Raw genomic sequence first — 24,690 nt, forward strand, 5'->3', positions numbered from 1 at the left:
TTGGGGATAAGTGCAAGATCGGGGAAACAATTCCACAAAACGTGGGATTAACTGTTAGTTTATATTGTTAATTATATACAGTTTAGCAAATTTAAGCAACAGCTGTTTTTGGCCAATTTCCTTAAAAAAGATGGTTGCTTTAACATCGGGTTTGTTACCTTCCAGGCTAAGCACTTTGCCAAATCCAAAGCGCTCGTGCTCAACCTCCATACCCACCTGCAGGTTTGATGTATCAGATGGTTTAAAGCCTGCCGATACCACATGTGCCTTAGCCAGTATCGATGTTGTTTTTATCGGTGCCGATGTTGCCGGCTTGGGTTTCGAGAATGCGTCGGCCTGCTTATTGCCACCGCCGGTCCAGGCCTTGCGCTCATCGTCAAAAAACGGATTGTTGCTGGTAGTTGTTTTGGCACTATAGTCAAGCTCCAGGTATTTGGCATCTATTTCATCTAAAAAGCGGCTTGGTTCGCAGCTAATAAGCGTTCCAAACTTAAAACGCGATGTGGCGTAGCTGATCGTAAGCTTGCTTTCGGCGCGGGTTACGGCTACGTAAAACAGGCGGCGTTCTTCTTCCAGATCGCTGCGCGAGTTGAGCGACATTTGCGAAGGGAAAAGGTTTTCCTCGAGCCCAACCACGTTTACCTGCGAAAACTCAAGCCCTTTTGATGAGTGTATAGTCATCAATGACACCGTATCGGCATCCTTGTCTTTATCCTTGTCATCATTGGTAAGCAAGGCAATATCCTGCATAAAAATATCCAGGCCTTTCTCTTCTATATCTTCCCGCTCGCTAAACTCTTTAATCCCGTTCAGCAACTCCTGTATATTTTCGTACCGGTTAAGACCCTCTACAGATTTATCCTCATAGAGGTCTTTTAACAGGCCCGAGTGCTGTGCAATATACAAAGCCGACTCATAGGCCGATTTTGTTTTAGCCAGCACCTGGAAGCTTTGAATCATAGTTGCAAAGGCAGCCAGGGTTGATGGTGGTTTACCATCATAATATTTAGCCGGTTCGGCAATTACCTCCCAGGGGGTTACCTGGTGGGCATCAGCGCTTACAATAATCCTATCAACACTGGTATCGCCTATCCCGCGTTTGGGGTAGTTGATAACACGTTTCAGCGCCTCCTCGTCGTTAGGATTAAACGTAAGGCGGAAATAGGAAATCAAATCCTTGATCTCTTTACGCTGATAAAATGACAGCCCTCCATAAATTTTATACGGGATACCCAGTTTGCGCAAGGCCTCCTCCATCGAGCGCGACTGCGCGTTGGTACGGTACAAAATGGCAAAGTTGTTCCAATTTTTGCCCAGGCGGCTCCGGTCTTCCATAATCGACTCGGCCACCATTTTACCCTCTTCGTTGTCGCTGAAGGCACGCATGATCTTTATTTTATCGCCGGCTTCCTTCTCGCTAAAAACATTTTTTTTAAGCTGCTCTTTGTTATTGCTGATGATGCTGTTGGCAACATTCACAATATTTTGGGTCGACCGGTAATTTTGCTCCAGCTTAAATACCTTCAAGTCAGGGTAATCCTTTTCAAAATTCAGGATGTTTTGAATATTTGCCCCACGGAAAGCGTAAATACTTTGTGCGTCGTCACCCACAACGCATAAATTCTCGTTAACAGCAGCCAGTTTTTTCACAATCAGGTATTGCGAAAAGTTGGTATCCTGGTACTCATCCACCATCAGGTATTTAAACTTGTGCTGGTATTTATTCAATACATCCGGGTGCAGTTTGAGTAGTTCGTTGGTTTTGTAAAGTAAATCGTCAAAATCCATGGCCCCTGCGCGGAAGCACCGGGTAGCATACAGTTCGTAAATTTTGCCCAGCTGCCCACGCCCTGTAGCTGTATCGTCGGCCTGTATCTGTTCGTTCTTATTATACTCTCTGAAAGATATCAGGTTGTTTTTTGATGCCGAAATACGGTTAAGCACAAAGTTTACCGCGTACAGCTTATCATCAAGGTTAAGTTCCTTGATAATAGCACGTAATACGCTTTTACTATCGTCGGTATCGTAAATGGTAAAGTTGCTGGGGTAACCAATCTTCTCGGCCTCTACGCGTAAAATTTTGGCAAATACCGAGTGAAAGGTACCCATCCAGATGTTTTTGGCCTCGGGGCCAACTACATGCGTAATACGCTCGCGCATTTCGCGGGCGGCTTTGTTGGTAAATGTTAAAACCAATATGTTAAATGAGTCGACACCCTTACGGATAAGGTGTGCTACCCTGTAAGTGATCACCCTTGTTTTGCCCGATCCGGCGCCCGCGATAATCATCACCGGTCCGTCGGTTTGTTCTACCGCTGCCCTTTGTTCGGGGTTTAAACCCTGTAAATAATCCAAAATCTTTTCCTCTTTTTCTTAAAGCAGCGAAATTAAGGTTTTGTGCCGAAAGGGGAAAGTAAGATTAGTAGAGAAATACTAACAATGGGATTTGATATGTGCAGATTTCAGATTACAGATGTGCAGATGTTGCCCGATGTTGTCTTCAGACAGCATTTGCACATCTGCAATCTGCACATCCATAATTAGTTAACCTGATTTTTTTTTATTTTTCTCTTCTTTATTAACTATATATTTAATACATTCGTGTAATACATAGACTGAAGCAAAAAAACATCCTAATAAATTAAAAACGTTTCTATTTTTGATATTAAAATGACGTTATAATATCAAAAAATAAAAACAAATTAACCTAAAAGCAACTTATCCAAATAACAATTAAAACACTGCTACTATGGAAACCAGGGAGAAAGAAAAGAACGAAGCCACTAAAGAAATGCGCGACCCTAAAACTATTAAACAGGAAAAAATCGACGCAGCGAAAATTATTGCCAAAAGGTACAAGAAAAAGCCTTTGCTGTAAACGCGCCACGCAAAAAGCCTGTTGAACTTAAGCCAACAGGCTTTTTGTGTTTTTAATTTAACTTTGCTTACCCCTATTTTAGCGGACGATTATATACTGCATAAGCAACATTCGCCGCAACAATTTATATGCTCCCCTCGTCCCATTCAGCATCTCGCTAAACTTTATTTTTTGGTACTACTTGTATTCGCACAAGCAATATCAAAATAATTAAAAACACTACACGTAGCAAAGCTGTTACCAATTGAATAACAAACCATTACCCCGAATTACTATTTTTGAATAAAACCTTTTTTATGAGCCAGATCAACAAAGACGACATTAAACAAGAAGTGTTTGACCTGTATGATGATTATGCACACAACCGGCTTAACCGGCGCGATTTTGTGCAAAAACTATCGCTTTATGCCGTTGGTGGCTTAACTGTAACCGCCCTGATGAGTTTCCTGATGCCCGATTACCAGGGTAACGTGCAAATTAAGCCCGATGATCCGCGCTTAACGTCAGGATACATCAATTATCCATCACCAAAAGGCGGCGGAACAATTAAAGGGTTGCTATCAAAACCGGCTGAGGCTAAGAATAAGCTTGGGGGGATTATCGTAGTTCATGAAAACCGCGGCCTAAACCCTTATATTGAAGATGTAGGCCGAAGGGCCGCCCTGGCAGGCTTTATTTCGCTGGCGCCCGATGCACTTACTCCACTGGGCGGCTATCCGGGTAATGACGATGCAGGCCGTGCCCTCCAAAGCAAACGCGATAAAGGCGAAATGGAAGAAGATTTTATTGCTGCCTTCAATTACCTTAAAAACCATAAAGATTGCAATGGTAAAGTTGGCGTGGTAGGTTTTTGTTTCGGCGGCGGCATAGCCAATACCATGGCCGTACGCGTGCCCGATTTGGCAGCTGCCGTTCCTTTTTACGGTGCCCAGCCCGCTGCAGCAGACGTACTTAAAATTAATGCCCCGCTGATGCTGCATTATGCCTCACTGGATACCCGGATTACCGAGGGCTGGCCAGCCTACGAGGCGGCGCTAAAAGAGAATGGCAAAAAGTACCAGGCATTTATTTACCAAAACGTAAACCATGGTTTTCATAACGACACCACACCCCGGTATGATAAAGCCGCCGCCGAACTGGCCTGGAAACGTACGATTGATTTTTTTGGTGAGCAGTTGAAATAATAAGCTGTACAAAGGCTCATCTGCGGCTGTCTCCGACTTCGAACCATTATACCTGTAGTCTCCAGACTACAGGGTATTTTTGAGATTTGTGAAATGGTTACTGTAGTTACAAACTACAGGCATAGGCGTCCGAAGTCGGAGAAATAGAACAGCGGATTAGGTTTATCTCATAAAATAGCTCATGCAAACCTACAACCATTTACTAAACCAATCCAATGTCATTTTAAAATGTTCCGGTGTCGATGTATGAAAAAGCTTCGGTGTTACATCGCGGCTAATTTTATCTGTAGCTTTTTTGGAGGCATATGCCTGTATGGCCGATGCATAGGCAATGTTTGCGCCGGGCAAGGGGCAATTCGGATCGTTCTCGGTACCAACAACCAACAGCGCCCGCGGCGCCATCAGCCGAAGCATGGATGGGCAGTCAAATTCGCCGGTAATATTGGGCAGTAATTTATCCCATACGGCTTTCACGTTGCGTTTATTTAAAACCGAATCGCCAAGGTCTTTTGCGGCTTGTAAGTGAGCGCCCTGGATAGTACCAGCCCGCGCCTGCCACTTATCATTATCTAACGACCATTTGAAGCTTTGTACCGAAATATCCAGCACAATTACTTTTATCCGCCTATCGGCCGATGCCGCAAGCCAGGTTTCGATACCGCCCATAGATATACCGCCCATGCCAATACGGTTCGCATCTACGTCCGGCCTGCTTACCAAGTAGTCGGTTACCCGCCACAAATCAAAAGCGGTATCAAACAAAAATGGGTGGGTTTGGTGGGCCTTGTCCTTATTTTCCCAGGCGGCGGTAGCGGCTGCTACATATTCTGTTGAGCCATGTGCGCCGCCGGCTATGCGTTCGCCGTGAAAACGGGCATCAATGGCCACGCCCATGATGCCACGTTTGGCCAACTGGTACAATATTTTCTTGTTATCCTCTTTGCGGCCGCCGGTGCCATGTAAAAAAATAACCGCCGGGTACGGCCTGGTTCCGGTAACCGGCTTGTAAATAAGCATGGGTACCCTTTCATTTTTTTCGCTGTAAATAAAACCATGCTCTATAATAACCGAATCGGTTTTGGTTACCTCAAAAGAGGGGTTTAACGGAAAGCTCGGCCTTTCCAGCAGCTTTTTGAAATCGGTAGCAACCTTATCAACAGGTGGATAGTTTATTTGTTGCGCAAGTGAAACCCGCGAGCACAGCGATAACACCATCGCGGCGCAAAGTACCTTGATCTTAAATACCATATCGAGACAGATTTATTGGTACAATGTACAAAACATAGCGCTTAGTTATTGTAACAATACTAATAAGTGCTTATACCAGGTTAATAGCGGCAACAGGTAATTGTTATTTATTCAAATGTGTTCGGCCCGCGATTAGTATTTTCAACCAGGCGCAGGACGAACAACACATTAACTTATAAACAGTTCAACTGCTGATATTACAATACCTTATAAACCTGCCCGGTTTGGCTGCCCAGCACGCTTTTAATATAGGCCTGCGTTACCCGGTGCATGCTAACCGGGATATGCCCATGAAAATATGGAAAATAGGCCGGGGATTCCTCCACCACATCGGGTGCGACAGCGTTTATGCGTATGCTGTTATCCAATTCAACCGCTGCGCCGCGCACAAAACCATTAATGGCCCCGTTCATCGCGCTTAAATTAGCTCCCAGCACAATCGGATCCTCGGCCAATGAACCCGAAGTTAAAGTGAATGACCCTTTTGGGTTGATGTAGTGCTGGCCTATCAATACCAGGTTAACCTGCCCCATCAGTTTGCTGTTAACTCCTATCCTGAAGTCGGCATCCTTCATACTGCCCAATGGCCCAAAATGGCCATCGCCGCTTGCGCAAACCAGGGCATCAAACTTGCCTGCCTGCTTGTAAAGGTTTTCAATCGATTCGGGCGAAGAGATATCTACCTGCAGGTCGCCGCTTTTTGATCCGGCCTTTATCACTTCATTGTCCTTTTGTAATGCTTCGGTAATGTGTTTTCCAATTGTGCCGGTGGCACCTACAATAATTATTTTCATAATAGCTTTCTTTTTTTTAACAATATTAAGCCAATACTTTACTTTTGTCAAGTAATGGCACTTTTGTCAAGTATTGACAATTCTGTCACTAATGTTAAATACCAATATGTTAGCAGCAGAAATAAATAAAAAATATATCGACCCGGTTTGCGATTGCCCCATAACAGCAGCCATTGGCATTGTTGGCGGCAAATGGAAACCCGTTATCATCTGGATTTTGATAACCGGGCCGAAGCGGTTTGGCGAGCTACATAAAACAATACCCGGCATAGCGTTAAAAGTTTTATCGAGGCATTTAAAAGAATTGGAAGTCGATGGCATTATAAGCCGAAAAGTATATGCCCAGGTACCACCGAAGGTGGAATACACGCTTACCGAAAAAGGGCAGTCGCTAAACGATGTAATGCAGTTGCTGGCCGATTGGGGCCGCAAAAACATTGTGGTGGCGGGATAAACCCGTTGATGAAATTCGCACCATATTACAGCCATCATTAACACAAAGTATGATAGTTGGCAGGATGTTAATGCCGCAAAAATTAAACTTACCTTTTAATCAATCCACAAATAGCCGTAAAATGGAACAGTTAGCCGCCTTATTTACCCAAAAGTCAGGAATGAATAGCCAAGCACCAGGCTTACAGGTAATATCCCGGTTTGAAGTTAGCTTTCACTTGTAGCTTCAACGCCATATCGTATTGCTGCTTCAAGTATATCAAGGTTTATATCTTTTATCGTTTTAAACTTAATACAATAACCGGTCACGCTGGCCTTGCCCAATGTTTTTCCATATGTTTGGGCTAAGTATGTCTTATCCTTAATGCCGAGAATATAAACAGAGATTCCGGTTGTGTTTGCGCTCAAACCAATCTGATAAAACTCCCTGGTTTTGCCATCGGCATATTTTATGGTGTAATATCCATATCCTATATTAGGATTTGAAACAGTTTTATTTTCACTGTCTTTACCATCAAGAAACCATAGTTTGCATCCTGGTAATACCCGTAGTATGAACTCATGCAACTCTTGCATTTCGCTCCGTTTTGGTTCGGGCTGGCTGGCGATATACGTTTTGATTTGTTCTTGTACGTTCATATAAAATATTGAATTATGGGTTGATTAATTCAGTTTTTCAAAAGGCTCGCTTTATTTTTGGTCATTCATCAATTCGCTTCTTTTACGTTTCTTCGAAAGTACCTTCCTCTTTGCTTTGGTTCAACATCCAAATTTCAAATTGGTAAAAACTACCAGCTTACAAGCCTTATTTTTTTTAAAACTTTCATTTATTTAGGCAGACTAAAAAGGTTAAATAGCTTAAATTGCGTTAACAGATTTATCAAGCCCCTATAAACCAAATCTAAGCTTAACAGATGAAAAATCCCGAAAAAAATACGGAGTCATTTATTCAAACAGTTATCCGCACCATTATTACTACAACTGTAATTGCCATCATTTTAAACTGGGTGCACGTATTTCCATCAGGCGGAAAAAGCAAACTTGTGCTGTTTGAAATGATTTGGTCGGTAGTGTTTTGTATTGTTTTTGGCGGCCATTGGCTGGAATTGTTATTTATTAACCGCATAAAATTCTCCTTACCCCAAAATATGCTATCGCTGTATTTTATAAGAATTGTTTACTGGTTTGTATGTGCTGTGCCCCTATTTTTTGCAGCGAATTTAATTGCTGATTTATTTTCGCCCAAAACAGTACAGATGGGTCGGTGGTGGATGTTTGGCCTTTTTTATATCGGCATTCAATTACTGATGCATGCTATTATGCAATTAAGGTTTAAAAAGAGTTTTTATAATGGTGTTTACTGATGGCTTTTATAATTACTGAACCGCTAACCACGCATAGGGCGCTATGTTCTGGCTAAATCACTAATATAGATACCTCGACGCCTTGAGCCGTACAGGCAAGTAAATTGAGCCGTAAAAGACATAGGCCCTGGGATATTAAGCTGATATTTGTATTGTTAAAAGATAAAATATCAGCTATGAAAAACATAACAAAAATAAACCTCGGCAACAATGGGCCACTTGTTTCTAAACTCGGCTTAGGCTGCATGCGCATGTCATCAGTTTGGGGCGGACCCGTTAATGACGAAGGTGAAAGTATTGCAACCATTCAGTCGGCATTAGATAACGGGATTAATTTCCTGAATACAGGCGATTTTTACGGCAGCGGCCATAACGAGCTATTGGTGGGTAAAGCCATCAAAGGACGAAGGGACGATGCCTTTATCAGTGTTAAATTTGGCGCTATTTTCTATAACGGCCAATGGATAGGGTTAGATCTGCGCCCCGCAGCTATCAAAAACTTCATCAACTATTCGCTGGTGCGTTTAGGCATCGATACCATCGACCTATATCAGCCATGCAGGCTTGACAACAGCGTTCCGGTAGAAGATATCATAGGCACCGTTGCCGACATGATTAAAGAAGGCAAGGTGCGCTACCTTGGCGTTTCGGAAATAACTGCCGATCAGCTGCGTAAGGCCAACAGTGTACACCCGGTAACAGCGCTGGAAATAGGCTATTCATTGGCCGACCGCCAGATAGAAACCGACTTGCTGCCCACAGCCAAAGAACTGGGCATTGGCATAGTAGCCTTCGCCAACACTGCCGAAGGCTTGCTTACCGGCGAAATGAAGGCACCGCTTGCAGCCAATGATTACCACAATCACTTCTCGCGTTTCCAGGGAGATAACCTGGTAAAAAACCTGGAGAAGGTGGAAGTATTGAAAACAATGGCCAGGGAAAAAGGGGTCACCCCTACCCAATTGGCCATAGCCTGGGTAAATGCACAGGGCGACGATATTATGCCGCTGGTAAGCATGAGCCGCAGAACCCGCCTGCCAGAGAACATGCAAGCCATGGAGATTGAATTTACTCCCGCGGAGATGGACACCCTTAATACCCAATTTTCGCCGGGCGCTATTCTTGGCGGCACATACCTACAACGATAAGGCGTGGCTGCGCAATAAGTTGAGATGGAAGATTGAAATATCGAACACCGAACATCCAATATCGAATAATGAAGAAAAAACTTCGGTGTTGGACATTCGAAATTCAGTGTTCGATATTACTTGTACTTCTTTTTTTGCTTAACAAGTTGGCACCGAATGTCCAATATCGAATAATGAAGGAAAAACTTCGGTGTTGGACATTCGAAATTCAGTGTTCGATATTACTTGTACTTCTTTTTTTGCTTAACAAGTTGGCACCGAATGTCCAATATCGAATAATGAAGGAAAACTTCGGTGTTGGACATTCGAAATTCAGTGTTCGATATTATTTTTTGCTCACTTCGCTTTGTTATAAGCCCCACCTGTTTTATATCTTTATATAATGACAAATCCAACCGAAATAATACCAGGAGTTCTCTTTTACTCCTACCTCTCTACCAGGCAAAAGCATCGGGTGGGCTTTATGTCGCACAACACCCTGGTATTGCAGATTTCAGGGCAGTTTACCCTGGAAACAGCCGAACAAAAAATTTCGATGAAGGGGGGCCAAATGTTGCTGATAGGCAAAAATCAGCTGGGCCAGATTACCAAGACCCCGCTGCCCGATGAGGATTATGAAACTATTGTAATTTCGCTACAGGAAGAGTTACTCCGAAAAATAGCCCTTGAGGAGCAGATAGAAATACAGCATAAATATACCGGCCCACCCAACATTCTTATCCCGGCAAACGATTTTCTGCATGGCTATTTCCAATCGGTAATACCCTATGTACGGAATCCGGCAGAAAAATTGACGACCGAGTTGGGAATTTTAAAAGTAAATGAGGGGGTAAAGCTGCTGCTGCATATCATGCCCGAGCTCAGGAACTTTCTGTTCGACTTCTCCGAACCCTATAAGATCGACCTGGAAAAATTCATGCTCAGCAATTTTCATTTTAACCTTCCTGTCGAAAAATTTGCGCAGCTCACCGGGCGAAGCCTTGCCGGGTTCAAGCGCGATTTCCAGAAAACTTTTGGCATGGCGCCCCGTCACTGGCTGCAGGAAAAAAGGCTGACGGAAGCCCGCCATCTCATCGAAACAAAAAACAAAAGGCCATCTGCCATCTACCTCGACCTGGGTTTTGAAAGCCTCTCGCACTTCTCGCATTCCTTTAAGAAAAAGTTTGGCAAGGCGCCTACGGCGTAGTCTGGATTTTCGACACTGTTTTTTTAATTTAGTTGTAGCGTTTAACAACGCAGCCACGTTATATAATACATAGCGGTTATATAATAAATGCCTTATATTTATAAATCAATAAACTAAACTTATCATGAAGTTAATTTACAAGTGTACATGTATCATAGCTTGCCTGGCCATCATGAGTTGCCATAAAGATAAAAACACCGGAGATAGTGCCGATAAGCAACTAACCACAACTGATTCGGGCAGCACAACCTCGGTTAGTATGGGCCAAACCATTTCTTTAACCTTAGGCAATCCCGGCGATGGTGGCTACCAGTTTAACGACCCTAAGTACAACACTTCGGTTTTAACATTGGTGAGCCATAAGGAAAATGTAGGCGTACACCCTGGCATGATTGGCGATTTTGGCAAAGACATCTGGACGTTTACCGCAAAAGGAAGCGGTACAACTACGCTCGAAGTAACCGCCCACCGCGGCAGTACCGAGATTATATCAATGTTCTCAAACCAAATTGTAGTAAAATAAAAACTGTCATAACAATAATGGTGGTATCCTAACTAATACCATTAAAGTTAAGAAATTACGGTCTATTTAATATCGAACGTCCAATATCGAATAATGAAGGAAAAATTTCGGTGTTGGACATTCGAAATTCAGTGTTCGATATTATTTATTCTTCTATTTTTAACTACGCGGAGCCTTATCGGGGCATGTCCCCGTTGGTAGAAACGGGGCCGGGCTATCCGTTACAAATCCTCGCAGGCCCGCACTCAATGGCCTGCGCATGCTGTGGGTTTTTCACTGCTATCCCTCATGCGGGTATTTTAATTGCCTATTATCAGCGTATTGCAATTAAATTAATTGCCATTAACCAGCGGAATAACCTTTTTGCCAATCAATTCAATAGAACTCATTAACTGCGCATGCGTTAATCCGGCATTATCCATCTGGAAGGTAAACCTATCTACCCCACCCAATGCTTCACTATGGCGTAGCAGTTTTTCGGCCACCGTTTCCGGGTCGCCCAACACTAACACACCTTTCGGGCCCGATACACTGTCAAACTGCGCCTTGGTTACAGGCGGCCATCCGCGCTCTTTACCCAGTTTAGTCCAAAGTTCCACATAACCAGGGTAATAATCGGCAATGGCTTGTTCATTGGTGGCGGCCACATAACCTGGCGAATGCAAGCCCACTTTTAATTGTTCCGGGCTGAAACCTGCCCTGCGGCCTGCCTCGCGGTAATGATCTACCAGGGGCCTAAACCGGTGCGTTTCGCCGCCAATAACGGCAACCATCAATGGCAATCCTAAAGTACCTGCCCGTGCAAATGACTCTGGCGTACCACCCACACCTAACCATACCGGCAGCTTTTGTTGTAAAGCCCTCGGGTAAACCGGCAAATCGGCCAATGGAGCACGAAACCTGCCCGACCAGGTCACAAATTCACTATCCCTGACTTTTAGCAGCAAATCAAGTTTCTCCTTAAATAATGCGTCATAGTCATTCAGGCTGAAACCGAACAAAGGATAGGCTTCAACAGACGACCCGCGACCAACCACCATTTCGGCACGGCCCTTCGAGATCAGATCCAGCGTGGCAAAGCTCTGGTACACGCGTACCGGATCGGCGGCGCTTAGTACGGTAACCGCGCTTGTAAGTTTAATGCGTTTGGTGCGCGCGGCGGCGGCAGCCAGGATCACCGCAGTGGCTGAATCCAGGAATTCCTTTTTATGGTGTTCGCCAATGCCAAAAACGTCCAGCCCCACCTCATCGGCAAATGCAATACGATCAAGCAATTGCGCCATCGCGTCAACGCTGCTCAACTCGTTACTGCCATACATCGCCGAGGCGAAGCTATCTATTCCAATTTCCATTGTTTTATATTGAATTAAATGTTTAAACATCCAATTCAAAGGTCGGAAGTAATTTGCTTTTAAGCAAGTGAGCAATAGCTATTAAGTGTCTGATTTATGACATAAGTTTGGGACGATAAAACTTTTGACTGAAAGATCAAAGGCTTTATCGTTTACCATCTCACCGCAACGATATATAACGCGCGGGAGTTATTTACATATCAGAAACCGTAAATTCTGCTTTTACCGAAGCAGGAAACTGGGTACTTATACTAACATCTTCGTCGCATACCAGCGGATTTGTAAAGTCGGCATTTTCAGCAATCTGCTCATTTCCATCTATTTTTATAACCACAGTACGATGCCCGGTAACCGTATAGGTACTTTTGAGTTGCCACCACATAAAGGATGCCCGCGGCACCTGCGTTTTGGCATTAAAGGTTTTCTTTTTAGTAATCACCTCGGCAAGTGTCACTTCCGCCGAAAGCTCCAGGGTCAGTTTTGCACCTATATCCATAAACGATCCCACCTTTAAACCAAGCGAGGCCGAAAATTCCTCGCGGGCGCCAACACTTAACGCCACACCAATGCTTACCGACTCTTCCTGCGAAAAAGGTGTATCGGGCGTAATGGTGCAACTGTTTACACGTACCCATTGTTGCTTGAACTCTAATTGCTGATTGGTAAGCCGCTTTTCCCAGATAACCTTAAAGCCCACCATCTGGATTTCCTTTATAATTATGGTTTGATCAGGCAAGGGTACTTTCATAATTACTTTTGCCGGCGGCGGAAGCGGAAAGTCATTAATTCCGTTGGGGGCCGGCGGGTCCGGCAATAATTTAATTGTTGCTGTTGTCATAATCTGATGTTTTAAGTTGCTGCAAAATAGCATGTCGTCATTTTACACCGCAGGGTAAAAAACACCTTTTTATAGGATAGGAAAAGGGTTTAATGAGGGTGCTGTAAAGCTTGTGGTATGTGTCTGCTGGCGTATCTTGTCGAAATTTTAGAGGATAAAAAAGATTTATCCTCTAAATTGAGCTAAAACAACCGATATTTAAGTCATGTTGTTTAGTAAGCCTAATAAACCGAATTCTATAAATCTTCTACCGCCGGATGATAGCCTTTCTTTCTTTGAGGATTTTAAACGTGCAAGCGAGTTTTACTGGGAAACGGTAACCCTTGAAAAAGAGATTTATGGATATCAGATACAGCCATGTTCAAAATGGAAAGAAGGCTTAAGTGATAACGACCTGAAAAAGTTTGAAAGTATCATGGGCTTTTCATTTCCCGTGCCGCTAAAAAATTTCTATAAAGTGATGAACGGTCTTGATAGGCCAGGCATTGATATTTCAGGCGATAACCCAGCATTCGAATCCAAATTTTACTCTTTTCCTGATGATTTGGATTTAATTGCAGAGATGATTGAGTGGATATACAAAAGAAACAAAATCAGCCGCAATGAAATTATAAAATCAGGTATAAGCAGAATATTCCCGGTTTTTGCACATCGGTTTATGCTGATAGATGTGCCGGGGAACCCCACACTCTCGATGTGGGGCGACGATATTATTTATTGGGCTGATAACGTCAGCAAGCTGCTGATAAAAGATGTTTTTAAGCATGAAATAAACTCAAAAGATTATCAAAAACTAACGCTTTCGCAACCAAAAGTTGAGTTTTGGCTTGATAAAGGATAGGATTAGCCCAACAATACAATTAATGGAAAAACGCCACCAGGCGGCAAAACTTTTTTTGAGTATTCTTTTGCTAAGGCTGTGTAGTAAAAGCAACCGAAGCCTTCAACTTATCCCAGCTAAAGCTTATGGCGCCACCCTTGCTACCGGCAGTAACTATTTCAAATGTCAACAGTTCTGCAGGGTGATTTAAGGTTTGCATTTGCATCGGGATCTTTAAAAAATCATAATCCGCGTTATGTTCTGTTCCCCATATATTGGCCTGCTTGTTAAATATCAACGTAAAACCGGTTGGAGTTGGTATGGTAAATATAGAGTAGGCACCCGCCGGAAGCTCCTTTCCATTAAAATAAAGCGGCTTGCTTAAGTAAATTTTTGTTGCCGCATCAGCCCCTGTGCGCCAAATACGGTTCCATGGCACAACTTCGCCAAAAATAACCCTGCCCCTTACCGACGGACGGGAATATTCGATTTTAATGTCACCGCCATTAATCGTTGCTTTTACCGAATCGGGCTTGTTGATAATAGCCAACCGTGGATGCAACCGCTGATGGTTAACGTTTGCAGCAATTACAGAATCGATATTTAAATACGCACCCGCCTTACCTTTAATATTAAATGATGTGCCAATGCCGTCTACTGCTTGTATACTGCCATTTTTATCCAAAAGTATAGTAAACATGCCCATTACAGCACTCCCAATCTGCAGTTTTTGGCTGCCCGTTTTTTTGATCATAAACTTCCTGGCACTATTAAAAACAATATGACTGCTCAACACACTGTCGCCTACCTTTTTGGGGGCAAAATGGGCCAGCAAGGCAGGCATAAAAACAAGCACATCGCCACCGAATGCATTGGCTTCCATAATTTTTACAGGATATTTACGTACGCCGCCCCTGGTTGCGCTTTTTGTTTCAATAAAGGTAGTATCGCTGGTGTAGTTTAATTTGCAAGCATAAATCAATGAATCCTGGCCCTTTGCCGGCTCATAATTAAGGCCCTCCAGGCGCATGAGCTGGCCATCGGAGAAAAACGTTCCTTTTAGTTTACTCACATTCACGTTCGGGCTCATGGAAACTACCGTCAGCGCAAATTCGTTTCCGTTTAGTTCAAAATTGCCTGTTGCCGTGGTATCCGGCCCCAGGGTATAAGTTAAGCTTCCTTTAAACCGCTGTGGTTGCTGGGCCCTTGCCGATATACACAAATGAAGCAATAGCCCCACGAAAAATATTTTTATACGCATAAATTGTTTGGGCTAATTTAATGTTAATATAGATTTTTAATTATAATTTGTGCCTTAATAAACCGGCCAGCAATTAAAACTTCATTATTTTTATAGCAGCATACTACAGCAACCGGGCCTTTAAATGAACGATTCTTTGATTGCATGAAAAACAGCTACCTGAAATTTATCCTGATTTTTTTTACGCTCCATGCGGCTACAACGCTTTATGCCCAAAAGCCCGATATCTATTTCGACCATTTTGATGTAAAAAAAGGTTTACCCGAAGGACAAGCCAGGGTGATACTGGAAGATAACCTGGGCTATATTTGGATTGGCACACAAAACGGACTGGTACGTTATGATGGTTACCGGTCGAAAATTTACTACCTCGGATCGGCCAAGCTGAATAAAGACCCTGTAACCAATATCGAAAGCATGGTTATCGATAAAAATAATACCATCTGGGCAACGGCTATTAACAATGGCTTATTCAGGTACAACAGGTATTCGGATACTTTTAAACAGTTTATTTTACCGGCGGATAAACACGTTTTCAACCTGGTAATTGCTGTAGCCGACGATCAGGATAACATCTGGGGCCGCGCGTTTACGTACGATGGACGGTCGATGGTGGTTAAATATGCTGTTAAAGAAAATAAATTTGAGTTTTTTGGCAATAAGGAAAAGGGAATACATTATTTAAATGCCGACTATCCTTCACAGATCCTGAAAACTGCCTGGGGAGATGTTTGGTTTGCTACCACCAATGGTTTTTACCGGTATAATGGCCCCAATAAGCCATTAAAGGGTTACATGACCCAAACGGATACCGCGAAGCAGCGCGGCGCCAACCCCATATACGAGGCCCCATCGCAGCCCGGGATTTTATGGATGAATACATTTCATGGGCATAACATCGATTTACGCCTCTCGCGTTTTGATATGCGCAATAACTCGTTGAAAGAATATGTGCCATCTAAACTGCCGGATAGCCTGTCAAATGCCCGTATAAACGCCATTAAAGAAGATAAGCAACAGCAGCTATGGATTGCTACCGAGCAGGGCTTAATTAAGCTTGACAGAAAAACGGGCAAGTTTAGCAGTTATGTAACGGGCGATGAACCAAAAACGCAAGCTGCAAATAACCTTGTGTCTTTTTATGAAACCAGGAACGGTAATTTTTGGATCTCGTCGCAGTTGGGCATGTTATATTTTGATACTACAACAAAACAGTTTAAAAGATATGCGGCCAGCAATGCCAATCCGGGCGCTTTGGCTTCCAATTATGCCATATCGGGCCTGGTTGATCATACGGGTGTATTATGGGTTGGTTTCAGATCGGCAGGGGCCGACAGGCTGAATTATGCCAGGAGCGCGTTCAAAGTATATAAATATGACCCCGCCAAGCCAAACCAATATCCCGAAAATTTGAGTGTGTCGCCAGGAACCAATGAGTTTAGCTGGGCAACCGGCGAGCATGGCATCTATAAATGGGACCACCAAAAAGATCAATTTATAAAACTTTATTCGCCCGATGCCGGCGGCAGCTTTAATCATATGGCCAAAGCCGGCAGGGATGGCTTGTTATATGCCGGCTCAACCAGTGGTTTAATGATTTTTGATACCAAAACGGGTAAACAAGAAACCTATGGGCATAACCCCGCCGATACAAACTCCCTTGCCGATAACCAAATAACGGCCTCTTACCAGGATCATACCGGCCTTATCTGGTTAGGTAACAGCTATAATGGTGGCGTAACTTCGTTTGATCCTAAAACAAAAAAGTTTAAGCAGTACCCCCACCGCAAAAGCCAATCGTACACAACGGGTAACAACGATGGCAAGCTTGATGACGACCATGTGCTCTCGATATTTGAGGATAGCAAAGGTGTTGTGTGGGTGGGTACCAATAATGGCGGGCTAAACAGGTTTGACCGTAAAACTCAAAAATTTACTTCGTATTTTAATTCCGGCAACCGCAAGATTTATTGTGTGGATGATATTTTTGAAGATAAGGCCGGGCGGCTTTGGGTGGCTACTTATTTAACCGGCCTGTTTGTATTTGACAGGGATAAAGGAACCTGGACAAAGCATTTTGATGAAAGCTCGGGTTTGTTATTTAACTCCGAAGTGGGTATCAATGAAGATGATAAAGGCCGGATCTGGATGTTGTCAGAAAGAGGCCTTTCGCGCATCGACCCCAAAAACTGGAGCATCAGGAATTTTGACATTAGTAATGTACTGGCCAATAACGATGCAAGCAGGGGCTTATCTATTTTAACCAGGCTGCCGGGCGGCCGTTTTGGTTTCATGCTGCGTAACGGCTACGCAGTTTTTAATCCGAACGACCTGGACGACAGCCCCTACCCGCCAATGGTACACCTGGAAAGCATCACCTATAACGACCCGCTTGCCGACGAAAAAATGGCAACCCAGGTAGTGTGTTACGGGCGTAAAACAATTAGGCTGGCTTATAACGAAAACAGGGTACAGTTTAACTATGTGGCCCTGCAGTACGATGATCCGGCAAAAAACACCTATGCCTACAAGCTGGATGGTTATGATAAACAATGGATTTATGCCGGCACACAACGCAATGTTACTTACACCAATTTGCCCGCCGGCAGTTATACTTTCCATGTAAAAGCCGCTAATAGCGATGGCGTATGGAATAATGCAGGCGACGGTATCGGGATTGTCATTTCGCCGCCGTGGTGGTCAACCTGGTGGGCCTGGGTGCTTTATAGTGTTGCATTGGTGCTTGCAGGTTATAGTTATATTAACTATCGCCAAAAGCATTTAAAAGAAGAGAACCGGGTACTTGAAGAAAAAATAAATGAACGAACCCGCGAACTGAGCCAGGCCAACCAGGCATTAGGCGAACAGAGCGAAGAAATAACAGTTCAGCGCGATCAGCTGGCCGATACTGTTACCGAATTAAAAACCACCCAGCAGCAGCTCATCCAGTCGGAAAAGCTGGCTTCGTTGGGCGAACTTACCGCCGGTATAGCCCATGAAATTCAGAACCCGCTCAACTTTGTAAATAATTTTAGTGAGGTAAGTATCGAACTATCTGCCGAAATGAGGGAGGAACTTGAAGCCGGGAATACAGACGATGCCGCGGCGCTTGCAGGTGATATTGAACAAAACCTGCAAAAAATACTACATCATGGCAAGCGTGCCGATGCTATTGTAAAAAACATGCTGCAACACTCGCGCAATAACTCGGGCGATAAACAGCTCACGGATATCAATGCCCTTGCCGATGAATACCTGCGTTTGGCTTACCATGGTTTGCGCGCCAAGGATAAATCATTTAATGCCACCCTGGTAACCAGTTTTGATAAAAGCCTGGCTAAAATAACCATCATCCCGCAGGATATCGGACGCGTACTGCTTAACATCATCAACAATGCTTTTTACGCACTGCAGCAAAAGCAAAAGAAGGCGGATGCGAACTACAAGCCAACGCTTGACTTAATCACCATGAAAAAAGATGGTACTGTTGTAATTATCGTAAAAGATAATGGCATAGGCATCCCCGAGCAGCTGAAGGACAAAATTATGCAGCCGTTTTTCACTACAAAGCCAACAGGCGAAGGTACCGGCCTGGGCTTATCATTAAGCTATGATATTGTTGTAAAAGGGCATAGCGGTAAAATTAATATACAAACGCAGGAAGGGGAATTTACAGAGTTTATAATTGAGTTGCCTCGATAGGTATTCGGCAGATTTTTTTTAATTCCCTTCCCCAAGGGCGACTGTGTGTACACATCTTTTCTTTCTATTATAGAATAGCACTTTTGTCATTTCGAACGAGGAACGAGGAGAAATCTTCTACACCCTGCGGTTCGAAAAGCCCGTTGTGATGAAAAGCGCCTAAGATTTCTCCTCGCCCCGCCCGCCCAATTCCACCACTGGCTCGTTCGAAATGACATTTTTATTTAACTAAAAATATGTGGGTACACGGTAGCTTCCCCAGGGAAGGAATCGCATATTGCTCTGCTTTTTCCTACAAATACTCATAACTCTCTTCATCGCCAGCCCAGCGCCGGGGCAACGTGCTCTAAAATGGCCGATAGCACATGAATATTGTATTCAACGCCCAGCGTGTTTGGTATGGTAAGTAGTAACGTATCCGCTTCTTGTATCGCTTCGTCCTGGGCCAGTTCTTTGATGAGCTGATCGGGCTCGGCTGCGTAGCTTTTGCCGAAAACCGCCCGTTTATCGGCTTCGATGTAACCAAAGCTGTCGGCGCCTTTTCCCTGCTGGCCAAAGTAAAGCCTGTCCTGCTCGGTTACCAGTGCAAAAATCGACCGGCTTACCGAAACCCTCGCCTCGCGCTGGTGCCCGGCGTTTTTCCAGGCTTCTTTATATAACCTGATTTGTTCGGCCTGCTGGATATGAAAAGGTTTGCCGCTTTCGTCAAATTTCAGGGTCGAACTTTGCAGGTGCATGCCTTGTTCGGCCGCCCAAACGGCGGTCGCGTTAGAGGCAGCTCCCCACCAGATGCGTTCCCGCAATCCTTCCGAATGCGGCTCCAGGCGTAACAAGCCCGGCGGGTTTGGGAACATCGGGTAAGGGTTAGGCTGAGCAAACCCGGTACCTTTTAGTTTATCCAAAAAGTCCAGGGCCTTTTTTCGTCCCATATCTGCGTCGTTTTCTCCGGCAGCGGGTTCATAGCCAAAATAACGCCACCCCTCAATCACCTGCTCGGGCGAACCCCGGCTGATACCCAATTGCAAGCGCCCGCCCGAGATCAGGTCGGCAGCGCCGGCATCTTCTACCATATACATGGGGTTTTCATAACGCATATCGATAACACCCGTCCCAATCTCTATCTTGCTGGTTTTTGCCCCAATAGCCGAAAGCAGCGGAAACGGCGATGCCAGCTGCCTCGCAAAATGATGAACCCGGAAATAAGCACCGTCCAGCCCAATTTCTTCCGCAGCAACAGCCAGGTCGATAGACTGCAGCAAGGTATCACCCGCAGTACGGGCCTGGTACGCAGGATGGTTGGACCAATGCCCGAATGATAAAAATCCTATTTTCTTCATCATTAATTCGATTATTTACCTGCAAATGTAAGCATCCGGGCAGTGTGCGGAGGTCACGGGGTGGTAATAATGATTTGGTTGGAATGGTTAGATATTATGGCACTGGTTGTGGCAGATCAGCGTTGCTGTGGTGTCATTTTTAGCGCAGGTATTGTCTCGTGGCTTGGACATTGGCTGACCTGTCCTCTTTTTAGCGCAGCTCTTGTATTATGGGTTATGCAATGGCGGACCTGTGCTTACGATGTGATTGGTTTGCAAAAATCACAAGTGATCCTCGCGCATGCAGTTGCACAAGCGCTAAATGGAGTGGCGGGCCTGTTCTATGAGTGTATTATTAAAAAAATTCACAAGTGATTCTCCCCCATGCAGCCACACAACACTGCGCCAAAGGGGGGCGAAGTAAGACGGCGTGGCTAAGGTTTATACAGCGTTTTTAACCTGCATTCTGCTAAAGTCCCACAGTCTTTTTTAAACTTTCCCTGTCCAAAGCCTCCATCCTGGTAATTTTTGACTTGTTTACTTTTCCATTAACGTCAGTAACCACATAAGTTGGGAATCCCCCTTCCGCATTAAGCACAGTTTTTAGCCTGGCGATGATTTTATCATTCACGTAAATATGAGTACCGGGTATCTGCATCTCTCCTATTCTGTTTTTCCATATATCAATACTTGAACTACTGGTAGTACATAGATAAATGTATTCAACGGGCAGATCTTTATTTTTTTCGTGCAAACTTTTGCTGAACGGCATATCGGCTATGCAGGGAGCACACCAGGTAGCCCAAAAATCAATAATAAGTGCCTTGTTGGGAAATTTTGACTTTAGGTTTAATATAAAGCTATCAATATTTGCAACGGTATCTAACCGATATAAGCTGGCGTCAAAAGGTAACTGCATTACCGGGGTACCAATATCAGCCTTTTCTAATTTTGTTGATAAAGCTAAAACGCTGTCTATTCTTTTTTGGTTAGCATCAACCTTAATCATTTCATCGGCAGCAATTTTTTTGCACCAGGCTGTTTTGATACTATTGATGATAATAGGGTAACTGCGGGCATAATTATCTTTCTCCGATTCTAAAAGGAATAGTTTCAAAAGATCTGATCGCTGCTGCGTATATAAACTATCATATAGCATCATGGTACCGTTGAGCGCCAATTCTTTTTTAAAGCGCTTTTTGGCCATTGTATAAATGCCCAGGTATTTGTAAAACATCACACCATCGTTACTTGTAAACATTGGCTGATGCGCGTTTATCTGCTTAATAAGCTGGCCGGGCATAGTGTCATTCCAATAGGCTATGCAAATTTCGCCGTAAAACTCCGATAAGGTTTCATTGTTAACAGCCCATCCATATTTAGGATAACCACTGATAAATTCGCTATCTATATTTTTCAATAGCTTTAAAACGGAATCGGTTTTAAAAGTGAAGGCATCTGCGGTATATTTTTTTCTCGAATTACATACGGCCCGAAGATCATTAACCAAACTCTCCCTATCTTTCTTTTTAAACAACGCTTTTTTGTTCATCACCGTGTTTAACTCCCCATCGTTACCAGAATAGGCTACCCCCTCGCCTATCATATACGCGCCATCTTTAGGTACTTTCCGCGCGTCTACGGTAACAGTAAGCCCTTTATCCACATATATCCCTGTATATAAGTAGTTGCCTGCGTCTAACCATATTTGTTGGTAAGGCAAATTCTCATCAAGAATTATTTTTACCAGGCCGGTGGCATCTGTTTCTGCATATTTAGTAGCCTGGATAGTTCCGCCGAGTTGTACAAGGGTATATTTGATATTTACTTTTTTGACACTATCCGGCAGGTTTTTTATTTGCACGGTTAATGTTGCGGGCTTCCTATTCATCAGATAGGCGTCCATTTTTTTATCCTCGATGGCAATAGCAGGTAAATTTTGGGCACTTAAGTAGCTGCTGCAGCACATTAATGCTGCCAGTAATAGGTTTTTCATATATGATTTTTTTATTTTTTTATAGTGTGTAAGCGTTTTATTACGTTCTCTTTTTTGTTCCTGGAGATGGGGATGCGGGTGTTATCGTCCATTAATAAATAGCCCGAATCTTCCTTGAGTAAGCTTTTAATAAACTTTATGTTCACCAGGTGCGATTGATGACACCTGATAAAATCGTAGCTGCTTAATAATTCGTCATATTCAAAAATTGGTTTTGATGCCATGATACTTGTTCCGTCCGATAAAAAGAACTGTGTGTAAGCGTTTGATGATTCGCAACGGATGATATCCCCGGTGTGCACAAACCTGATCTCTTTAGTTGAGGACAGGGCCAATTTGTGATCCTTTTTCGCGTCCTTATCCTTTATAAATTCCATTAAGTTTTCAAGCTGCAGGTTGGCCTTCTTTTGCATCAGTTTAGCCTCCACTTTGCTTACCGATGCATTTAACTCTTCCGGATCTATCGGCTTCAGCAAATAATCTATCGCCGAAAATTTAACGGCCTGTATCCCGTAGTTGTCAAACGCGGTAACAAAAACAACCTCAAACTGGTGGTGTGGCAAAGCTTTAAGCACTTCAAAGCCATTCTTATCCGGCATCTGGATATCTAAGAACAACAAATCGGGATTGCTTGCTGTAATTAAACTAACCCCGTCATCGGCATTGGTGGCTGTGCCCACAACTGTTACCGGCAGCTCATGCTTTTTTAACAGGTGTACAATATTTTCGATATTGTTTTTTTCGTCGTCAATAATTACCGCTCGTATCATAACAGCCAATTTTTAAAATGGATAATTACCTGGGTTACATTATCCGTCCTTTTCACCAAAAATTCTATGTGTTGCCCGTTCAATGTCTGGTTCAATAATTTTATTCGCTCTTTGGTTAGCTGAAGGCCAAAGCCGTTAGCGTTATCATTGGGGTTAAAGCCTTTGCCATTGTCATTTACACTAACCACCATGTCGTTATTCAATTTCTCAAACAGTACAATTAGTTGCCCGTTTTCCTGCAGGGCCGATATACCATGTTTTACCGCATTCTCCACCAGGGGTTGTAAAAATAAAGCGGGTATTTCAATGGCGCTGGCATCTATTTCTCCGCTCACTTTAATTTGATAATCGAAACCAAACCGCAGTTTTTCGAGTGCCAGATAGTTCTCCAATATCTTTATTTCGGTAAAAATGTTTACAAATTCCTTATCACTGGCTTTCAGTGAATCGCGCATTAGATTGCTAAACTCAATTAAATATTTCGATGCGTTCTGCGAATCGTTTTTGGTGATGAGCCCTTGTATGGAGCTAAGGGCATTAAACACAAAATGCGGGTTAAATTGCGACCGGATGGATCTGAGCTCGGTTTGTACCAATTGCTTTAAGGTACTTTCTTCTCTAAGTTTTGCTGCCTGCTTCCTTGATCGCCAGAGTAACAGTACAAACCCGACTGCAAACACAACAAGCATACTTAAGGCTACTTTTGCCCATACCGTTTGATACCAGGCTGCTTTTACAGTAAATGCATAGCTGCAAATATTATTACGCTGTACACTGTAACGTATTTTTAACTGATAATGCCCAGGCGACAGATTTTTGAGCCACACTAAGTTAAAATCAAAATCATTAACCGTCCAGCCGGTGCTGTCTTTTCCGTTCACCAGGTTATATTCAATAATACTTCGCGACTTAATAATATCATCCAAATAAAAAATCAGGTTATTTTCGTTGTACCGGAAGTCTTTTCTCAACTTCAACAAAGCCGTGTCCTTACTCCAATCGCTTTGGCTTGGGTCTTCCAATGGGCTTCTCCATTGCTTTTTAAAAAGGCTTAAAAATTCGGGGAGCTGCGAAAACGTGAATACGCCCACAACCCTTGGCTGCCATTTTACCCAATACGCCGAGATCGAGGATTCAATACTATCGGGCATATTAATCTTGCGTACCTGGAAGGTAAGCGCTTTGCCATAGGCCTCTTTAAATTGGCCTAAATATGCAGATAGCTCATCTATCTTACCGACTTCGGCAATTTGAGTCATCAGGTAGGCTTTGCAAAACAACTTTGGCTTTGTCCATGGTAATACCACTTTCTGCTTATCCTCTATAACCCTGAATTGAAATTGGTTTACGTTTTGCGGGTTGATGCCATTAACGGTTATGACTATTCCCGACGAATCAAAAATAGGGATAGCGTATCTGCCCGCATAGCCATCAAACATTTGAATATATGATTGTGACCCGGAGTTGCCATATTCCTTTAACCTGGGTATTTTTTGTACAGCCTGCCGATAGTTTACCGCCAGTTTATTGGAGTAAAATGCGGTAAGCAGCACTTTTTTATTTTTAGGGTGAAAGCTTTGGTAATTAAAAAATGTCATGGAAAAATACTTCCGGATAGAGTCGCCATGGCTATCGTACCGGATGACCGGGTTGATACTGTCCAGGTACATTACCGGCTTTTGCGCCTGGCAGCAAAGCCCCAGGAAAGCACAAAATATAAATATGATGATACCGCGCATCAGCTCCATTTGATTTTATACAACAAAGTAAAGCTTTTAAACCCTGGTTAAGATACGCTGATTTGAATATGGCAGGTGTTATTTTGAATTGGGTAGTATGGAGCGGTTTTGCGGCTTG

Annotated in this window: 21 protein-coding genes; 10 read left to right on the plus strand and 11 right to left on the minus strand. The window is 43.5% G+C overall.

All coding sequences use genetic code 11. The annotated features are described in order from the left end of the window. Window positions 1-54: 54 nt before the first annotated feature. Window positions 55-2,355, minus strand: a complete 2,301-nt coding sequence (locus AC1RM2_RS31145) for an ATP-dependent helicase (protein ID WP_147052188.1) — start codon at window positions 2,353-2,355, stop codon at window positions 55-57. A 394-nt stretch (window positions 2,356-2,749) separates the two neighbouring features. On the opposite strand from AC1RM2_RS31145, the gene AC1RM2_RS31150 reads away from it, so the two are divergent. After that, the gene (locus AC1RM2_RS31150; RefSeq protein WP_492989022.1) at window positions 2,750-2,878 is read left to right on the plus strand and encodes a hypothetical protein; all 129 of its coding nucleotides are present in this window, start codon (window positions 2,750-2,752) and stop codon (window positions 2,876-2,878) included. Between the two features lie 296 nt (window positions 2,879-3,174). Beyond that, window positions 3,175-4,062: a dienelactone hydrolase family protein gene (locus AC1RM2_RS31155; protein WP_492989023.1), complete on the plus strand. Its 888-nt coding sequence runs from the start codon at window positions 3,175-3,177 to the stop codon at window positions 4,060-4,062. Between the two features lie 189 nt (window positions 4,063-4,251). Here AC1RM2_RS31155 and AC1RM2_RS31160 read toward each other — a convergent pair whose 3' ends face one another. Together AC1RM2_RS31160 and AC1RM2_RS31165 are read right to left on the minus strand one after the other, a co-directional pair. Continuing rightward, window positions 4,252-5,310, minus strand: a complete 1,059-nt coding sequence (locus AC1RM2_RS31160) for an acetylxylan esterase (protein ID WP_492989024.1) — start codon at window positions 5,308-5,310, stop codon at window positions 4,252-4,254. Window positions 5,311-5,507: 197 nt separating this feature from the next. Next, the gene (locus AC1RM2_RS31165; RefSeq protein WP_492989025.1) at window positions 5,508-6,104 is read right to left on the minus strand and encodes a short chain dehydrogenase; all 597 of its coding nucleotides are present in this window, start codon (window positions 6,102-6,104) and stop codon (window positions 5,508-5,510) included. 106 nt (window positions 6,105-6,210) lie between these two features. Between AC1RM2_RS31165 and AC1RM2_RS31170 the strand changes: the two genes are divergently transcribed. Further along, the gene (locus tag AC1RM2_RS31170; RefSeq protein ID WP_492989026.1) at window positions 6,211-6,558 is read left to right on the plus strand and encodes a winged helix-turn-helix transcriptional regulator; all 348 of its coding nucleotides are present in this window, start codon (window positions 6,211-6,213) and stop codon (window positions 6,556-6,558) included. A 206-nt stretch (window positions 6,559-6,764) separates the two neighbouring features. Here the strand turns inward: AC1RM2_RS31170 and AC1RM2_RS31175 are convergent, their stop codons facing one another. Further along, the gene (locus AC1RM2_RS31175) at window positions 6,765-7,196 is read right to left on the minus strand and encodes a DUF1801 domain-containing protein (RefSeq protein WP_492989027.1); all 432 of its coding nucleotides are present in this window, start codon (window positions 7,194-7,196) and stop codon (window positions 6,765-6,767) included. A gap of 275 nt (window positions 7,197-7,471) precedes the next feature. On the opposite strand from AC1RM2_RS31175, the gene AC1RM2_RS31180 reads away from it, so the two are divergent. The 4 genes from AC1RM2_RS31180 to AC1RM2_RS31195 all read left to right on the plus strand — a co-directional run bounded on the left by AC1RM2_RS31180 (window position 7,472) and on the right by AC1RM2_RS31195 (window position 10,778). Further along, entirely contained in the window at window positions 7,472-7,921 is a 450-nt protein-coding gene (locus AC1RM2_RS31180; protein WP_492989028.1) for a hypothetical protein, read from the plus strand. Window positions 7,922-8,097: 176 nt separating this feature from the next. Continuing rightward, the gene (locus AC1RM2_RS31185) at window positions 8,098-9,069 is read left to right on the plus strand and encodes an aldo/keto reductase (protein ID WP_492989029.1); all 972 of its coding nucleotides are present in this window, start codon (window positions 8,098-8,100) and stop codon (window positions 9,067-9,069) included. 382 nt (window positions 9,070-9,451) lie between these two features. Then, on the plus strand, window positions 9,452-10,255 hold the full coding sequence (locus AC1RM2_RS31190) for a helix-turn-helix domain-containing protein (RefSeq protein ID WP_492989030.1): 804 nt from the start codon (window positions 9,452-9,454) through the stop codon (window positions 10,253-10,255). A 124-nt stretch (window positions 10,256-10,379) separates the two neighbouring features. Continuing rightward, window positions 10,380-10,778, plus strand: a complete 399-nt coding sequence (locus tag AC1RM2_RS31195; protein ID WP_492989031.1) for a protease inhibitor I42 family protein — start codon at window positions 10,380-10,382, stop codon at window positions 10,776-10,778. A 332-nt stretch (window positions 10,779-11,110) separates the two neighbouring features. Here the strand turns inward: AC1RM2_RS31195 and AC1RM2_RS31200 are convergent, their stop codons facing one another. Both AC1RM2_RS31200 and AC1RM2_RS31205 read right to left on the minus strand, forming a co-directional pair. After that, window positions 11,111-12,130 carry an LLM class flavin-dependent oxidoreductase gene (locus AC1RM2_RS31200; RefSeq protein ID WP_492989032.1) on the minus strand — a complete coding sequence of 340 codons (1,020 nt, stop codon included), beginning with the start codon at window positions 12,128-12,130 and terminating at the stop codon, window positions 11,111-11,113. Window positions 12,131-12,323: 193 nt separating this feature from the next. Then, window positions 12,324-12,968, minus strand: coding sequence for a hypothetical protein (locus AC1RM2_RS31205; protein WP_492989033.1), 645 nt, complete (start codon window positions 12,966-12,968; stop codon window positions 12,324-12,326). A gap of 205 nt (window positions 12,969-13,173) precedes the next feature. Here AC1RM2_RS31205 and AC1RM2_RS31210 point away from each other — a divergent pair, with 205 nt between their 5' ends. Then, window positions 13,174-13,809 (plus strand): SMI1/KNR4 family protein, encoded by a 636-nt coding sequence (locus AC1RM2_RS31210; RefSeq protein WP_492989035.1) that lies wholly within the window; start codon window positions 13,174-13,176, stop codon window positions 13,807-13,809. A 70-nt stretch (window positions 13,810-13,879) separates the two neighbouring features. On the opposite strand, the gene AC1RM2_RS31215 is transcribed toward AC1RM2_RS31210, so the two are convergent. Beyond that, window positions 13,880-15,049 carry a DUF2911 domain-containing protein gene (locus tag AC1RM2_RS31215; RefSeq protein WP_492989037.1) on the minus strand — a complete coding sequence of 390 codons (1,170 nt, stop codon included), beginning with the start codon at window positions 15,047-15,049 and terminating at the stop codon, window positions 13,880-13,882. 144 nt (window positions 15,050-15,193) lie between these two features. Here AC1RM2_RS31215 and AC1RM2_RS31220 point away from each other — a divergent pair, with 144 nt between their 5' ends. Then, on the plus strand, window positions 15,194-18,751 hold the full coding sequence (locus tag AC1RM2_RS31220) for a sensor histidine kinase (RefSeq protein WP_492989038.1): 3,558 nt from the start codon (window positions 15,194-15,196) through the stop codon (window positions 18,749-18,751). Window positions 18,752-19,065: 314 nt separating this feature from the next. Here the strand turns inward: AC1RM2_RS31220 and AC1RM2_RS31225 are convergent, their stop codons facing one another. Next, window positions 19,066-20,088, minus strand: coding sequence for an LLM class flavin-dependent oxidoreductase (locus AC1RM2_RS31225; protein ID WP_492989294.1), 1,023 nt, complete (start codon window positions 20,086-20,088; stop codon window positions 19,066-19,068). Between the two features lie 69 nt (window positions 20,089-20,157). On the opposite strand from AC1RM2_RS31225, the gene AC1RM2_RS31230 reads away from it, so the two are divergent. Further along, a complete protein-coding gene (locus AC1RM2_RS31230; RefSeq protein ID WP_492989039.1) occupies window positions 20,158-20,442 on the plus strand; it encodes a hypothetical protein in 285 nt (94 codons plus the stop codon). Between the two features lie 94 nt (window positions 20,443-20,536). On the opposite strand, the gene AC1RM2_RS31235 is transcribed toward AC1RM2_RS31230, so the two are convergent. From AC1RM2_RS31235 to AC1RM2_RS31245, 3 genes are read right to left on the minus strand one after another with little or no spacing between them, the layout of a single operon-like run. Further along, window positions 20,537-22,063 carry a TlpA family protein disulfide reductase gene (locus tag AC1RM2_RS31235; protein WP_492989040.1) on the minus strand — a complete coding sequence of 509 codons (1,527 nt, stop codon included), beginning with the start codon at window positions 22,061-22,063 and terminating at the stop codon, window positions 20,537-20,539. A gap of 11 nt (window positions 22,064-22,074) precedes the next feature. Next, the gene (locus AC1RM2_RS31240) at window positions 22,075-22,833 is read right to left on the minus strand and encodes a LytR/AlgR family response regulator transcription factor (RefSeq protein WP_492989041.1); all 759 of its coding nucleotides are present in this window, start codon (window positions 22,831-22,833) and stop codon (window positions 22,075-22,077) included. Next, entirely contained in the window at window positions 22,830-24,581 is a 1,752-nt protein-coding gene (locus AC1RM2_RS31245) for a sensor histidine kinase (RefSeq protein WP_492989042.1), read from the minus strand. The genes AC1RM2_RS31240 and AC1RM2_RS31245 overlap by 4 nt, the downstream gene beginning before the upstream one ends. Between the last annotated feature and the right edge of the window lie 109 nt (window positions 24,582-24,690).

Source organism: Mucilaginibacter sp. GW822-FHT03E02, from assembly GCF_058801545.1.

What these genes read in the sequence shown, in the direction of transcription:
- AC1RM2_RS31165 (WP_492989025.1), bottom strand. Translation starts at nt 6,104, where the DNA reads ATGAAAATAATTATTGTAGGTGCCACCGGCACAATTGGAAAACACATT.
- AC1RM2_RS31195 (WP_492989031.1), top strand. Translation starts at nt 10,380, where the DNA reads ATGAAGTTAATTTACAAGTGTACATGTATCATAGCTTGCCTGGCCATC.
- AC1RM2_RS31180 (WP_492989028.1), top strand. Translation starts at nt 7,472, where the DNA reads ATGAAAAATCCCGAAAAAAATACGGAGTCATTTATTCAAACAGTTATC.
- AC1RM2_RS31210 (WP_492989035.1), top strand. Translation starts at nt 13,174, where the DNA reads ATGTTGTTTAGTAAGCCTAATAAACCGAATTCTATAAATCTTCTACCG.
- AC1RM2_RS31240 (WP_492989041.1), bottom strand. Translation starts at nt 22,833, where the DNA reads ATGATACGAGCGGTAATTATTGACGACGAAAAAAACAATATCGAAAAT.
- AC1RM2_RS31190 (WP_492989030.1), top strand. Translation starts at nt 9,452, where the DNA reads ATGACAAATCCAACCGAAATAATACCAGGAGTTCTCTTTTACTCCTAC.
- AC1RM2_RS31155 (WP_492989023.1), top strand. Translation starts at nt 3,175, where the DNA reads ATGAGCCAGATCAACAAAGACGACATTAAACAAGAAGTGTTTGACCTG.
- AC1RM2_RS31185 (WP_492989029.1), top strand. Translation starts at nt 8,098, where the DNA reads ATGAAAAACATAACAAAAATAAACCTCGGCAACAATGGGCCACTTGTT.
- AC1RM2_RS31220 (WP_492989038.1), top strand. Translation starts at nt 15,194, where the DNA reads ATGAAAAACAGCTACCTGAAATTTATCCTGATTTTTTTTACGCTCCAT.
- AC1RM2_RS31245 (WP_492989042.1), bottom strand. Translation starts at nt 24,581, where the DNA reads ATGGAGCTGATGCGCGGTATCATCATATTTATATTTTGTGCTTTCCTG.
- AC1RM2_RS31235 (WP_492989040.1), bottom strand. Translation starts at nt 22,063, where the DNA reads ATGAAAAACCTATTACTGGCAGCATTAATGTGCTGCAGCAGCTACTTA.
- AC1RM2_RS31170 (WP_492989026.1), top strand. Translation starts at nt 6,211, where the DNA reads ATGTTAGCAGCAGAAATAAATAAAAAATATATCGACCCGGTTTGCGAT.
- AC1RM2_RS31215 (WP_492989037.1), bottom strand. Translation starts at nt 15,049, where the DNA reads ATGCGTATAAAAATATTTTTCGTGGGGCTATTGCTTCATTTGTGTATA.
- AC1RM2_RS31200 (WP_492989032.1), bottom strand. Translation starts at nt 12,130, where the DNA reads ATGGAAATTGGAATAGATAGCTTCGCCTCGGCGATGTATGGCAGTAAC.
- AC1RM2_RS31150 (WP_492989022.1), top strand. Translation starts at nt 2,750, where the DNA reads ATGGAAACCAGGGAGAAAGAAAAGAACGAAGCCACTAAAGAAATGCGC.
- AC1RM2_RS31175 (WP_492989027.1), bottom strand. Translation starts at nt 7,196, where the DNA reads ATGAACGTACAAGAACAAATCAAAACGTATATCGCCAGCCAGCCCGAA.
- AC1RM2_RS31160 (WP_492989024.1), bottom strand. Translation starts at nt 5,310, where the DNA reads ATGGTATTTAAGATCAAGGTACTTTGCGCCGCGATGGTGTTATCGCTG.
- AC1RM2_RS31230 (WP_492989039.1), top strand. Translation starts at nt 20,158, where the DNA reads ATGATTTGGTTGGAATGGTTAGATATTATGGCACTGGTTGTGGCAGAT.
- AC1RM2_RS31205 (WP_492989033.1), bottom strand. Translation starts at nt 12,968, where the DNA reads ATGACAACAGCAACAATTAAATTATTGCCGGACCCGCCGGCCCCCAAC.
- AC1RM2_RS31225 (WP_492989294.1), bottom strand. Translation starts at nt 20,088, where the DNA reads ATGAAGAAAATAGGATTTTTATCATTCGGGCATTGGTCCAACCATCCT.